General features: G+C 69.8%; 9 protein-coding genes. 2 read left to right on the forward strand and 7 right to left on the reverse strand.

Annotated features, from left to right (window positions below):
* Positions 1-23 precede the first annotated feature (23 nt).
* Positions 24-593 (forward strand): helix-turn-helix domain-containing protein, encoded by a 570-nt coding sequence (locus tag K344_RS0108300; protein ID WP_028080278.1) that lies wholly within the window; start codon positions 24-26, stop codon positions 591-593.
* Between the two features lie 2 nt (positions 594-595).
* Positions 596-1,054 (forward strand): GNAT family N-acetyltransferase, encoded by a 459-nt coding sequence (locus tag K344_RS0108305; protein ID WP_028080279.1) that lies wholly within the window; start codon positions 596-598, stop codon positions 1,052-1,054.
* 147 nt (positions 1,055-1,201) lie between these two features.
* On the opposite strand, the gene K344_RS0108315 is transcribed toward K344_RS0108305, so the two are convergent.
* From K344_RS0108315 to K344_RS0108345, 7 genes are all read right to left on the reverse strand, one after another.
* Entirely contained in the window at positions 1,202-2,044 is an 843-nt protein-coding gene (locus K344_RS0108315) for a glycosyltransferase family 2 protein (protein ID WP_028080280.1), read from the reverse strand.
* Positions 2,045-2,142: 98 nt separating this feature from the next.
* Positions 2,143-2,949: a CatB-related O-acetyltransferase gene (locus K344_RS24800; RefSeq protein ID WP_051362033.1), complete on the reverse strand. Its 807-nt coding sequence runs from the start codon at positions 2,947-2,949 to the stop codon at positions 2,143-2,145.
* 269 nt (positions 2,950-3,218) lie between these two features.
* Complete coding sequence (locus K344_RS22950; RefSeq protein WP_028080282.1) at positions 3,219-4,094, reverse strand: alpha/beta fold hydrolase; 876 nt, start codon at positions 4,092-4,094, stop codon at positions 3,219-3,221.
* A gap of 16 nt (positions 4,095-4,110) precedes the next feature.
* Positions 4,111-4,392 (reverse strand): acyl carrier protein, encoded by a 282-nt coding sequence (locus tag K344_RS0108330; RefSeq protein ID WP_051362034.1) that lies wholly within the window; start codon positions 4,390-4,392, stop codon positions 4,111-4,113.
* A gap of 29 nt (positions 4,393-4,421) precedes the next feature.
* Entirely contained in the window at positions 4,422-5,198 is a 777-nt protein-coding gene (locus tag K344_RS24805) for a CatB-related O-acetyltransferase (RefSeq protein ID WP_051362035.1), read from the reverse strand.
* An 8-nt stretch (positions 5,199-5,206) separates the two neighbouring features.
* Positions 5,207-6,826, reverse strand: a complete 1,620-nt coding sequence (locus tag K344_RS0108340) for an alkaline phosphatase family protein (protein WP_028080285.1) — start codon at positions 6,824-6,826, stop codon at positions 5,207-5,209.
* A 34-nt stretch (positions 6,827-6,860) separates the two neighbouring features.
* Positions 6,861-11,834: a type I polyketide synthase gene (locus tag K344_RS0108345; RefSeq protein ID WP_028080286.1), complete on the reverse strand. Its 4,974-nt coding sequence runs from the start codon at positions 11,832-11,834 to the stop codon at positions 6,861-6,863.
* Between the last annotated feature and the right edge of the window lie 9 nt (positions 11,835-11,843).

Consider the following 11,843-nt stretch of genomic DNA (forward strand, 5'->3'; position numbering starts at 1 on the left):
AATCCGTCCACTAAAGTGTCCGAATGGACACAAAAATGGATGAAGCGGGGCTGGCCCTGGCGCGCCGCCTCAAGCTCGAACGCGAGGCGCGCGGCTGGTCGCTGGCCGGTCTGGCCGAGCGCGCGGGCGTCTCCAAGGCGGCGATCAGCAAGATCGAGCGCGGCGAGACGAGCCCGACGGCGACCGTGCTGGTGCGGCTCGCCGGCGCTTTCGACCTGACGCTCGCCGGGCTGTTCCTGCGCGCCGAGCAAGGTGTCGGCGATCGCCTGGTGCGGGCCGACGCGCAGCCGCTGTGGCGCGATCCGAAGACCGGCTATGTGCGCCGCCAGGTCTTCATGCGCCCTGAGCACCCGCTGGAGATCGCCGAAATCGAACTGCCGCCGCGCCGCCGCGTGACCATGCCGGCCTCCTCGTATGCGCACATCCGTCAGGCGGTGCGCGTGCTGAGCGGACGCCTGCTGATCGTCGAGGGCGGCCAGCGTCACGAGCTCGGTCCGGGCGACTGCCTCGGCTTCGGGCCGCCGGCGGCGACCCGTTTCGTCAACGAAGGCAGCAAGGCCTGCACCTATCTCGTCGTGCTGGCGAGGACCTGAACATGCGCATCGTCGAAGGCGGCCTCGGCGATCCGCGCGTCATCGCCCTGCTCGAATTCCATCTGCGCACGGCGCGCGCGGCGACCGCGCCGGGCAGCGCGCACGCGCTCGACCTTTCGGGCCTGCGCGCGCCGGGTGTGCGCTTCTGGGCGCTGTGGGACGGCGAGGCGCTGCTCGGCGTCGGCGCGCTCAAGGATCTCGGCGCCGGCCATGGCGAGGTCAAGTCCATGCACGTCGCGCTCGCCGCGCGGCGGCGCGGCGCCGGCAGCGCCGTGCTGCGCCACATCGTCGCCGCGGCGCGCGCCGACGGCTGGACGCGGCTCAGCCTGGAGACGGGGTCGTGGCCGTACTTCGAGCCGGCGCGTGCGCTGTATCGCCGCCACGGCTTCGTCGAATGCGCGCCGTTCGGCGATTACCGCGACGATCCGAACAGCGTGTTCATGACGCTCTCGCTGACCTAGGATCGAGGTTCGACACGTTGTTCAGCGGGATGCGCTGCTGCGGGTGCGAGCGGAAATCGCGGACGGCCGCCGCGTCGAGCGCGGCACGCGCCGGCGGCAGTTCGATGGCGATCAAATCGACGACACCGCGGCGGCGTCGCCGCGCGTTCATGTGCCGCCGCAATCGCCGTGCGCCGCGGCGATAGGCGCCGCACCCGGCGTCGTCGCGCGCTCCGCCTGTTGCAGGGTGAACAGCGCCGCGTACTTGTGAAAGGCGTACTGCGCGAGGATCAGCGAGATGAGAAAGCCGCGCCAGCCGTCGAGCAGCGACAGGCGCAGGATGTACTGTTGCGCAAAGTCGGCGAAGAAGCGCAGCGTGGCGATGCCGAGGCCGCCGCGCCGTCCGGCCGCGTTCTTCTGCTCGGCGAGCAGGCAGGCGTACTTCAGGTGCTTGTCGAGCGCATGCCGGTAGTCGCGCCAGCTGTAGTGATCGAGCGGCGCCTTGAGATGGCCTTCGATCCGCTTCGGCAGCAGCAGCGACTCGTGCACCTGATGATCGCGATAGCGCGCGCCCTCGCGCTTGAACAGCTTGCCCTGCGGCGCGGTGTAGCGGCCGTGGCGCAGCGGCTTGCCGAAGAACCAGGTGCGCCAGGGCATCTTCAGCATCGTGTACGGCAGCGCCGGATCGGCGAGGGCGCGGTCGATCTCGTCGCGCAGCGCCGGCGTCAGGCGCTCGTCGGCATCGAGCGAGAACACCCAGTCGCCGCTGCATTGCAGCAGCGCGCGATTGCGCTGCGGCCCATAGCCCGGCCAGTCGGTGACGTGCACCTGCGCGCTGTACTGGCGCGCGATGTCGACGGTGCCGTCGGTGCTGCCGCTGTCGAAGATCACGATCTCGTCCGCCCAGCCGCGCACCGATTCGAGGCAGGGACGCAGGCGATCCGCCTCGTTGTGGCAGATGATCATGACCGACAGCGTGGCGCGCTGCGGGCGAAGGCGGGAAGCGGTCATCGTCTCGTTCCGTGTTGGACGCGTCGACGATAGCCGCGGCACACCGGCTGCGGCGCAGCCGGGGATGAATGTTCTTTATTTAGATCGCGGCTATGGGCTCAGACCTTTGCCGCCGCCGCGAAATGCAGGGGCCGCGACAGGCGCTCGGCGATCAACATGCCCTGGCGGCGCACGACGCGGTAGGCCGGCGGTTGCAGCGGCTGCAGCGCGCCGCACGCCAGCTGCTCCTCGAAGAACGCCAGCGTCGCCTCGACCTGCTGGAAGTCGACCGCGTTCTTGAACGGCGCGAGGTCGTAGCGCCACCACTGCAGTTTCAGGAGCCGTTCGACGATCGACTCAGAAAAGCGCATGCGCACGATGCGCGCGGGGCTGCCGGCGACGATCGCGTATGGCGGCACGTCCTTGGTGACGACGCTGCAGGCGCCGACCACGGCGCCGTCGCCGATGCGCACGCCGCGCTTCACGAACGAGCCGGCGCCGATGTAGGCCTCGTGGCCGATGAACGTCTCGTGCGGCACGGTATCGACGTAGGAAGGACCGGCTTTCTCGTCGGGGCCGAGCCGCGCGAAATCCTCGAGCTGGTAGATGTTCGGCATGTACTTCGGCCGCGTGAAGGCGAAGGGATGCGAACTGAACCAGTCCATCGGATGTTCCGGCGGGCCGAGCACCGAGCCTTCGCCGATCTGCGAGTAGCGGCCGAAATGCACGCGGTAGGCGCTGGTCTGGCCGGCCGCGTTGAAATAGGTGAAGGCGCCCGCCGTGCAGTCCTTCAGGCGATGGCCGTAGATATAGGCCGGGCGTTCGTACTGCAACGATCCGGCGATGCCGGTGCCACCGAACAGACCCTCGTCGATCAGTTCGCGTCCGCTGTCGAGCGTCACCGCGAGATTTCCTTCATTGCCCATCCCATCCTCCATGTGGTCGATCACGATGCTACACGCCGCCGGACGGCGATGTGGGATCTCCTTGGCTCGTGTGATGACTCGGACGGTGCGTGCGGCCCGGCGAGGTGAGAGGCGCAGCGTCGCGGCCGGTCGTCGTCGCTCGCGGCCTCTCTGCCGGACGGACCTCCGCCGCGCGGGCGGACTGCCTGATGATCAGCAATAAGCAGGCCAGCGCGCCGAGGAGCACGGCGCATCTTGACGCACGCGCCTGACAGGACGGCCGCGGCCTTTCAGGCGGCGGCGGCGCGCGGCGCTTCGAGAAAGGCGTTCAGCGCCTCGATGACGACGCGCGGCTGACTGACCGGGAAGAAATGTCCGGCATTCTGCACGGCGATGTAGCGCGCCTGCGGCCACAGCTCGGCGAGCTTGCGCCCCGAGCGTTCGCAGCGCGAACCCTGCGCGTACATCAGCAGCACCGGCAGCGGCAGCGCGGCGATCGCCGCGATCTCGCTGCCCGGCGTGTGAAACTCCGTCAGGGCGCCGGTCGTGTCGATCAGCCGCAGCCATTGCTGCGCGGCGCGCAGCGCGCCGCGGCCTTCGCCGAACGGCGTGAACTCGTCGCGCGCTTCGGCGGTGCTGTTGGCGACGCGCAGGCGCGCCGCCGCTTCGAGGAAGCGGAAGCCGACTTCGTCCTCGCTTTCCCAGTCGTAGCCGAAGGCGGCGGCGCTGCGCGCCGCGGTCTCGCGCTCGAAGGCCGTGAGATCGCTGATGTCGTGCAGGCGCATCTGCGGCTGCAGGCGCGAGATGCGGGCGTCGAGCAGCGCAAGCTGCGTGAAGCGTGACGGTGCGGCGAGCGCCGCTTCGAGCGCGCAGGCGCCGCCGTAGCTGTGGCCGACCAGTGCCGCCTGCGCGACGCCGGCCTGGTCCATCAGTTCGAGGATGCCGCGGCCGATCGCCGTCGCCGTGTAGCCGGACGCCGGCATCGCGCTGTAGCCGTGGCCGGGCAGGTCGAACAGCGTGATGCGATGGCGATCGCGCAGCGCGCTCGCCACGTTGAGGTACCAGAAGGCGCGATTGGTGGCGAGCCCGTGCACCAGCACGAGATCCGGGCCTTCGCCCATCTGCTGCCAGGCAATCTCGTGGCCATTGATCGTCGCGCTCGGCATCGGCGATGCGCCCCGGCTATTTGACGTAGGCGACGAGGAAGTCGGCGAGCTGGCCGAGCGAGAGGTCGTCGACGTAGCGGCCGTCCTTCATCAGCAGCTTGTCGAACGGCGTCTTGAACAGGCCGAGGTCTTCCTCGATGGCGACGATGAACTGGATGATGTCGATCGATTCGAAACCGAGATCGCCGAGCAGCTTGGTGTCGCGCTGGTACTCGCCCTCGAATTCGTTGTCCCAGTCCTGCGTGAAGTCCTTCAGGGTCGCGGTCAGTTTGACCAGAATCTCGTCGCTGCTTGCCATGATGTCGTTGTCGGAATGCGGGAAGGGGCTTAGGTCGGGAAGTAGAGCGGCGCCGCGAGGCGCTCCACGGCCGGCGCGCCGGCGCGCACGCTGACGCGGTAGCTGTCGGGCTGCAGGAGCATCAGGCTGCCGTCGGCGGCGCGCTCCTCGAAGAAGGCGAGCGTCGCTTCGGCCTGGCTGAAGTCGACGGCGTTCTTGAACGGCGCCAGATCGTAGCGCCACCACTGCAGCTTGAGGAAGCGCTCGACCAGATTCTCGGCGAAGCGCAGGCGCGTGACGCGCGCCGGCGCGCCGACCGCGACCGCGTATGCCGGCACGTCGCGCGTGACGATGCTGCCGGCACCGATCACCGCGCCGTCGCCGATCGACACGCCGCGCTTGATGAGCGCGCCGGCGCACAGATACACCTCGTGGCCGATGTGGGTGTCGCTCGGCACGGTGTCGACGTAGGACGGGCCGGACTGCTCGTCCGGCGCCAGGCGCGCGAAGTCGGGCAGGCTGTACAGGTTCGGCATGTACTTCGGCCGCGTGAAGGCGAACGGATGTGTCGAGAAGCCGTCGAGCGGATGCTCCGGCGGACCGATGATGACCGACTCGGCCACCTGCACGTAGCGGCCGAGGCGGCAGCGGTAGGCGCTGGTGTTGCCGGCGGTGTTCAGATAGGTGAAGGCGCCGATCGAACAGTCCTTGAGGCGATGGCCGTAGATGTACGCCGGCCGTTCGTATTCGAGCGTGCCGACGACACCGGCGCCGCCGAGCAGGCCATGCTCGCGCAGGGGCGCGAAGGCGGGATGGGCTGCACTCACGGGGGCCGTCACTCCATGTAACCGAGCATCTGCAGCTGCTCGATCATCTTCTGCTTTTCGCCGGCGTCCATGTCCTCGCGTTCGCTGCCTTCGCGTTCCAGGCGCGTCCTGGCGCCTTTCTTGAGCGGATGCTCGGCCCACCATTCCGGCGTGAAGAAGGCCTGCGGTACTTCGCCTTCGAGATCCGAGGGGATCGAGGTGCCGAGGCTGTAGAGCAGCGTCGAAGTGACGTCGACGATCTTGCGGCGCTCGACCTCGCCGGCCTTGGCGATGCCCTTGCCGTAGGCGATGAACACGCCGTCCGGGTGGTGCGTGCCGGCCGCATGCGGGCGTTGCACGACGACCGGCCTGAGGTTGCGGATCGACACGAAGCCGTTGTCGCGCAGCACCAGGGTCAGGTCGCAGGCGCGCTCCATGTGCTGGCCGGGGAACCACTCGTCGCGCTTCAGCACGTCGACCACCACCGGCTCGCCGAACTCGTTGCGCAGCTTCTTCAGATCCTCGATCAGCTTGTCGCGGAACGCGTCGTACTGCTCCGGCGGCACGCCGTGGTCGCCCGGCTTTTCGGCGACGCGGATGTGGATGCCGTTCGACGACGGCGTGCGGCAATAGGCGGTGGTGCCGCTCCAGTCGAGATTGGCGAAGTTGGCGGCCTCGCGGCGCATCGCCATGTCGGAGCCGTCGCTGACCGCCCACTTCAGATAGCCCAGATCTTCGAGATAGGCATTGATGCGCAGCACTTCGGTCGACGCCGTGAAGCCGTGGTCGGACGCGAAGAAGACCTGCGCCTCGGGGCCGGCCAGCGTCACCAGCGTCTCGATGTAGTGGTCGAGATTGCGGAAGTATTCGAGCACCACCTCGCGCATCAGACGGTCGTGTTCGCTCGGCTCGGCCTTCAGCAGCGCGGGATCGAGCCAGGGCCAGGCCTGGTGCTGGATCTTGTCGGTGCCGTCGAACATCACCGCCATCAGGTCGGGGCTGTCGCTGCGCAGCACGTATTCGGCGATGCGGAACCACTGTTCCTCGCGCGGCAGGTGGTAGCGCACCCACTTGTGCGTCTCCTCGGGCCCGAGCGAGTCCATCGCCTGCTGTTCGTTCTCGAAGTCCCAGGCCAGCTCCTTCGGATCGAAACCGGGCACCTCGCTCTTCAGGCGCTCGAACAGCTCGCGCGGATGCGTGTTGCGGCGCAGGTGCTTGGCCGGCGTGAAGCCCGGAATGACGGCGCCGTTGATGTTCTTCGGCGGCGGCGCGGTCAGCGGGAAGTTCAGTGCCGCGCAGCTCAGCTTCTTGCGGCTGACCATCGACCAGATCATTTCCGAGTCGACGTCGCGCGAGTCGTACAGTGTCCAGTAGACCTCGCCGCCCTTGTCCTCGGCGCGGATGAAGTCGAACACGCCGTGCACGCCGGGGCCCTTGCCGGTCATCAGCGAGGTCCACGCCGGCGGCGTCAGCGGGTTCGGTGTCGAGCGCAGCTTGGCGCGCACACCGTTCTCGAGGATCTTCTTCATGAACGGCATCGTCACGCCGACGCCGGGCAGGTCCCTGGTCATCTCGTCGAGCACGGTGAAGGTGCAGCCGTCGAGGCCGATGAAAAGCGTCTTGGTCTTGCGGGGCAGTGCGGCGTTCATGTCGTTTCCTGCGGCTTCAAGAAAAGTGGGGGATTCAGCAAAGACAGATCGCGAGCACGTCGCAACCGTCGGGGCAATGGATCATCACGGCGTAGCGCGACACGCTGCCGTCCGCGGCGGCGTGCTCGACGTCGGCACCGCCGATCGCCGCGTCGCCGGCGTAGCGCGTCACGCGCCAGTCGAGCGGACGGCCTTCGAGCCCGGACCCGGCGGCCTTGGCGGCGGCTTCCTTGGCCGACCATAGCGCAACGGCGCCGCGCAGGCGCGCCTGCGCATCGAGACCGGCGAGCAGGCGCTGCTCGGCCTCGCTCAGCGCGCCGCGCGCCAGCAGCTCGGCGTCGACGCCGTCGAGGCGCTGGTAATCGACGCCGACGCGCAGGCCCGGCGGCGCCACGGCGGCGACGCCCCAGCGGCGGCTGTGACTGATCGAGACGCTCGGCAGGGCCGTGCCGGCCAGTGCGGCGCTGCGCAGGCGCGGCGCGCCCAGCGCGTCGTTGTCGACGCCGATGTCGGCGGCGGCCAGGGCATGACCGGCGCTCGCCGCCCAGCGCCGCGCCGCGTCCTTGGCGGCGATGCGGCCCATCAGCCATTCCTCGCGGCGCGGTCCGGCGAGCGGCAGCGCGTAGAAGGTCTTCAGCTCGGCGGCGTCGAGCACCATGTGCGCGAGCACGCGCTTCCAGATCGCGAAGCCCTGGTCGAGGAAGCCTTCATCGAAGGGCTCGACGCGGTTGACGAGGAGGCCCGGCGGCAGGGCGCCGTCGAGCAGCGGCTTCGACAGCGCGCGCGCCGGCGGATCGAGGCGGTAATGCAGGAAGTGCGACGGCGTCGGGAATTTGCGGTCTTCCCAGTTGTCGGCGCGCATGACGACGCGGCCGCCGGCATCGGCGACGTCGAAGTCGGCGGCGACGATGGTGTCGCCGACCAGGCGCACGTCGCCGCGGCAGCGCAGGCGCTCGCCGGCCTTCGGCGGCGGCGCGTAGAGCGTGAAGCGGCCGAGGTGGAAGGGGAAGCAGTTGTAGCCCCAGGCGAACTTCTCGGTGACCCAGTACGCGGCGAGCGCGCCGACCGCGTCGAGCACGGCGGCGTCGTACTCGAAGCGCGGCGTGGCGGTGGAGTCGAAGTAGTCGTGCGTGGCGATCGCCTCGATGTCGGCCTCGATCGAGCGCTCGCCCCAGCGCGCGATGTGCTTGACGCCCTGCAGGCGCGGGCCGTGGAACATGCCGCGGCTGTAGATCTCGCCGTCGGGATTGGCGCGCGCCGGATGTGCGTCGGCCGAGGTCCACGGCCGCATCGGCGGCGGTTGCGGATACTGCGACGCGAGACGCACCGTCGCTTCGAACACCAATGTTCCGGGCAGCGTCCCGGCGGCCGGGCCGCTCCTGCCGAGGGCGAAGATGCGGCCGGCGACGCGCTCGTCGCCGCCTTCGGCGGCCAGGCGTTCGACGCTGATGCGCACGTCGAGCACCTCGCCGTCGAGCGCCAGCCAGCGGCTGCCGCGCGCGTCGTCGAAGCCGACGACTTTCAGCTCGTCGCGGCCGAGCAGCTTGACCGCCGCCTCGCCGAGCATCTCCATGCTGAAGGTGAACGGCACGACGGTCAGCGGCAGCAGGCTCGCGTCGCGCCGGCTCGGCGTGCCGCCGATCGCGTGATCCTGCAGGAACAGGTCGTGGCGATGATCGAGGCGGCGCTCGCAGACCAGCTTCCGCGCGCCCTGTTCGATGACGCGGCCGAGCAGCGGAAAGCGCGTCGATTTTTCTCCCTCTCCCCAACGGATGTGGGGGAGAGGGTTGGGGTGAGGGGGTGCCCGATCGAGCGCCGCGCCCGCATCACCCCTCACCCCAACCCTCTCCCCTTCACGCAGGGGAGAGGGAGTCGGAGGGGTGGGATTCGTCCCCGTCATCAAGCCCAGCACGCGCGACTGGCTGTCGAGGAAGTCCTGCATCAGGGAGAAGTGCGTGCGCAGCAGCTCGCTGCGCGGATCGGCCGGCGCCTCCGCGACCGCGGGCAGCGCGGCCGGCTCGATCTTCTTCGGCATCGGCACGACGTTCGGATGCGTCGCGTCGCCGTCGTGCAGCGCCGGCTGCGTCGCCGCGGCCGGCGGGCGCCGCAGCGGCGCCCAGTTTTCCGGCAGGCTCAGTTCCGGCATCTGCAGGGAGATGGCGATGCCGCGGCGCCTGGCGGCGACCGGCGCCGACATCAGGTCGAGATCGTCGATGTCGCGGTGCGCGTAGAGCGCCGCCGGCTCGAAGTCGACGCCGGCCGAGTAGAGCTGCGCGAGCGTCTGCTGCAGCTGCGTGACGTCATGGCGGCGGCGGCTGTTGAGGGCCAGCGCCAGCACGTCGTCGTGCGCGCGCAGCGCGTCGCCGATGAACGAGGTCAGGTTGCCGCTCGGCCCGACTTCGACGAACACGCGGTAGCCGTCCTCGTAGAGGCGGGCCAGCGTTTCGGTGAAGCGCACCGGGTTCTCCCACTGCTGGGCGGCGAGCTCGCGGATCGCGTCGGGCTCGGCCGGGAAGCGGCCGACGCTGCGCGCGCTGTACAGCGTGCAGCGGCCGGGCCCGAAGTCGAGGGTCTTGAAGTACTCGCGCAGCGCGTCGGCGAACGGCTTGAACAGCGGCGTGTGGTAGGCGCGGCCGAAGGGCAGGGCGACGCAGATGACGCCTTCCGCGGACAGCCGCTCGCGCAGTTTTTCGGCGGCGGCCGGCGGCCCGAACAGCACCAGCTGGTTCGGGCAGTTGTCCATCGCCACGATCATCTCGCCGCCCGGCCTGGCGAAATCCTGCAGCAGGGCTTCGCGCATCGCCGGCTTCAGGGCGCCGAGCGTCAGCAGCGTGCCTTCGGCGATGCGGCCTTCGCGCTCCAGGCGGCTCGACAGCGCGTTGAGCGTGCGGATCGATTCGGCGATTTCCTCGCGACGCTCGGTGCGGCGCACGCCGCTCACCGTCAGCGCGGTGTTCTCGCCGGTGCTGTGGCCGAGCATGGCGTCCGGCTCGAAGCCGAGATCGTCGAGCAGCTGCTGCAGTCCGAGCGCGGCGGAGAACACGCTCTCGGCGGCGACGTCCATGCCGTACAGGCGATCCTCGAGCGCCTTGCGCTGCGCGTCGTCGAGGCCGCTCGGCGCCGGGAAGAGGATGCCGCCGCGCGCCGGCATGCCGCTGGCCAGCCCGGTCTTCTCCATGAAGTCGAACGCCTCGCGCACCTGCGGGAAATGCAGGGCGAGATCGGCGAGCATGTTCGGGTATTGCGCGCCTTCGCCGGGGTAGACGAAGCACAGCTTGCCGGCCGCGGCGCCGTGCCCGTAGAACACCCCGCTGCGCGTCTTGTAGGGCCTGGCCTCGGGCCGCTGCAGCTTTTCCTGGGCCTGCTCGAGCTTCTTGATCAGGTCCGCTTCGTTGTCGGCGACGACGGCGAGGCGATGCGCGCCGCGCGCCAGGCCGGCGCTGGCTTTCGCCACTTCGGCGAGCGTGGTGGTCGCCGGCGCGGCGCGCAGATGGGCGAGCGTCGCGGCGATCTTGGCGAGCAGCGCGGCGACGGTGTCGCCGCCCAGCGTGACCAGCTCCGAAGGCGTCGGCCGGTGCAGCACGGCGGCCTGCGCGCGGCGCCGCTCGCTGGCGCCGGCGACGTATTCCTCGAGGATGACGTGCGCGTTGATGCCGCCGAAGCCGAAGGCGTTGGCGGCGGCGCGCCGCGGATGCGCGGCGCCGTGCACCCAGGGGCGCGCCTGGTTGTTGATGTAGAACGGCGATTCGTCGAGCCGCAGCTGCGGATCGGGTTCTTCGCAGATCATCGGCGGCAGCACCTTGTGGTGCAGGGCCAGCGCGGTCTTGATCAGCGAGGCGCTGCCGGCGGCCGGCAGGCAGTGCGCGATCTGCGACTTCACCGAACCGACGGCGATCATCGGCCCGCGACCGCGCGCGGCGTAGATGTGCTTGAGCGTCTCGATCTCGGTCTTGTCGCCGATCTCGGTGCCGGTGCCGTGCGCCTCGATGAGATCGACCGTCAGCGGGTCGATGCCCGACGATTCGTAGGCGCGCTGCAGCGCCAGCACCTGGCCTTCGAGGCGCGGCGACAGCAGGCCCTTGGCGCGACCGTCCGAGGAGGTGCCGACGCCCTTGATGACGGCGTAGATGCGGTCGTCGTCGCGCTCGGCGTCGGCGAGGCGCTTGAGCACCAGCATGCCGACGCCTTCGCCGAGCAGGATGCCGTTGGAGCCTTTCTGGAAGGGGCGGATGTCGCCGTGCGACAGCGCCTGGATCTGGCAGAACTGGATGTACAGCTGCGGCGGCGTCTGCGAGTGCACGCCGCCGGTCAGCATCAGGTCGCAGCGGCCGGTCACCAGCTCGCGCACCGCGGCGTCGAGCGCGATGAGGCTCGACGAGCAGGCGGCGTCGACGATGAAGTTCGGCCCCATCATGTTGAGGCGGTTGGCGATCAGGCCGGCGATCACGTTCGGCGTCAGCACGCCGACCATGTCGGCGTTGTAGATCGGCAGCTGCCTGCGGAAGTGATCGTGCAGCTCTCGCAGCTCGGCTTCCGACAGATCGGGCCGCAGGCCGCGCGCCAGGGCGATCGCCTGGTCGGCGAACAGGCCGCGCGCCAGCACGCTGGCCATGCCGCGGTTGCCGTAGGTGCCGCGGCCGATGACGACGCCGGCGCGCTGCGGATCGAAGGGCTTGAGCTTGCTGCCGTAGCCGGCGTCGGCGAGCGCGTCGCGCGCGTACTTCAGCGCGATGAGATGGTCCGGGTCGCCGCCCTCGGCGAGGCTCGGCAGCACGCCGAACTCGGCCGGGTCGACGGTGATGCTGTCGTGCAGGAAGCCGCCGCGCGTGGTGTAGATGCGGTCGTTGGTGGTCGCCGCCGGATCGAAGTACGGCCCCGTCCAGCGCGGGCCGGCATCGGTCACCGCATCGACCTTGTCGAGGATGTTCTGCCAGTAGCGGCGCGCGTCGGTGGCGCCGGCGTAGGCGCCGGCGAGGCCGACGATGGCGATGTCGACGGGCTGGCTCACGACAGCGCT

This window comes from Solimonas soli DSM 21787 (assembly GCF_000474945.1).
GTDB classification, from domain to species: domain Bacteria; phylum Pseudomonadota; class Gammaproteobacteria; order Nevskiales; family Nevskiaceae; genus Solimonas; species Solimonas soli.

Bases quoted from the DNA above. Each gene is read 5' to 3' on its own strand.
- K344_RS0108300 (WP_028080278.1), top strand. From the start codon at position 24: ATGGACACAAAAATGGATGAAGCGGGGCTGGCCCTGGCGCGCCGCCTC.
- K344_RS0108305 (WP_028080279.1), top strand. From the start codon at position 596: ATGCGCATCGTCGAAGGCGGCCTCGGCGATCCGCGCGTCATCGCCCTG.
- K344_RS0108315 (WP_028080280.1), bottom strand. From the start codon at position 2,044: ATGACCGCTTCCCGCCTTCGCCCGCAGCGCGCCACGCTGTCGGTCATG.
- K344_RS24800 (WP_051362033.1), bottom strand. From the start codon at position 2,949: ATGGGCAATGAAGGAAATCTCGCGGTGACGCTCGACAGCGGACGCGAA.
- K344_RS22950 (WP_028080282.1), bottom strand. From the start codon at position 4,094: ATGCCGAGCGCGACGATCAATGGCCACGAGATTGCCTGGCAGCAGATG.
- K344_RS0108330 (WP_051362034.1), bottom strand. From the start codon at position 4,392: ATGGCAAGCAGCGACGAGATTCTGGTCAAACTGACCGCGACCCTGAAG.
- K344_RS0108340 (WP_028080285.1), bottom strand. From the start codon at position 6,826: ATGAACGCCGCACTGCCCCGCAAGACCAAGACGCTTTTCATCGGCCTC.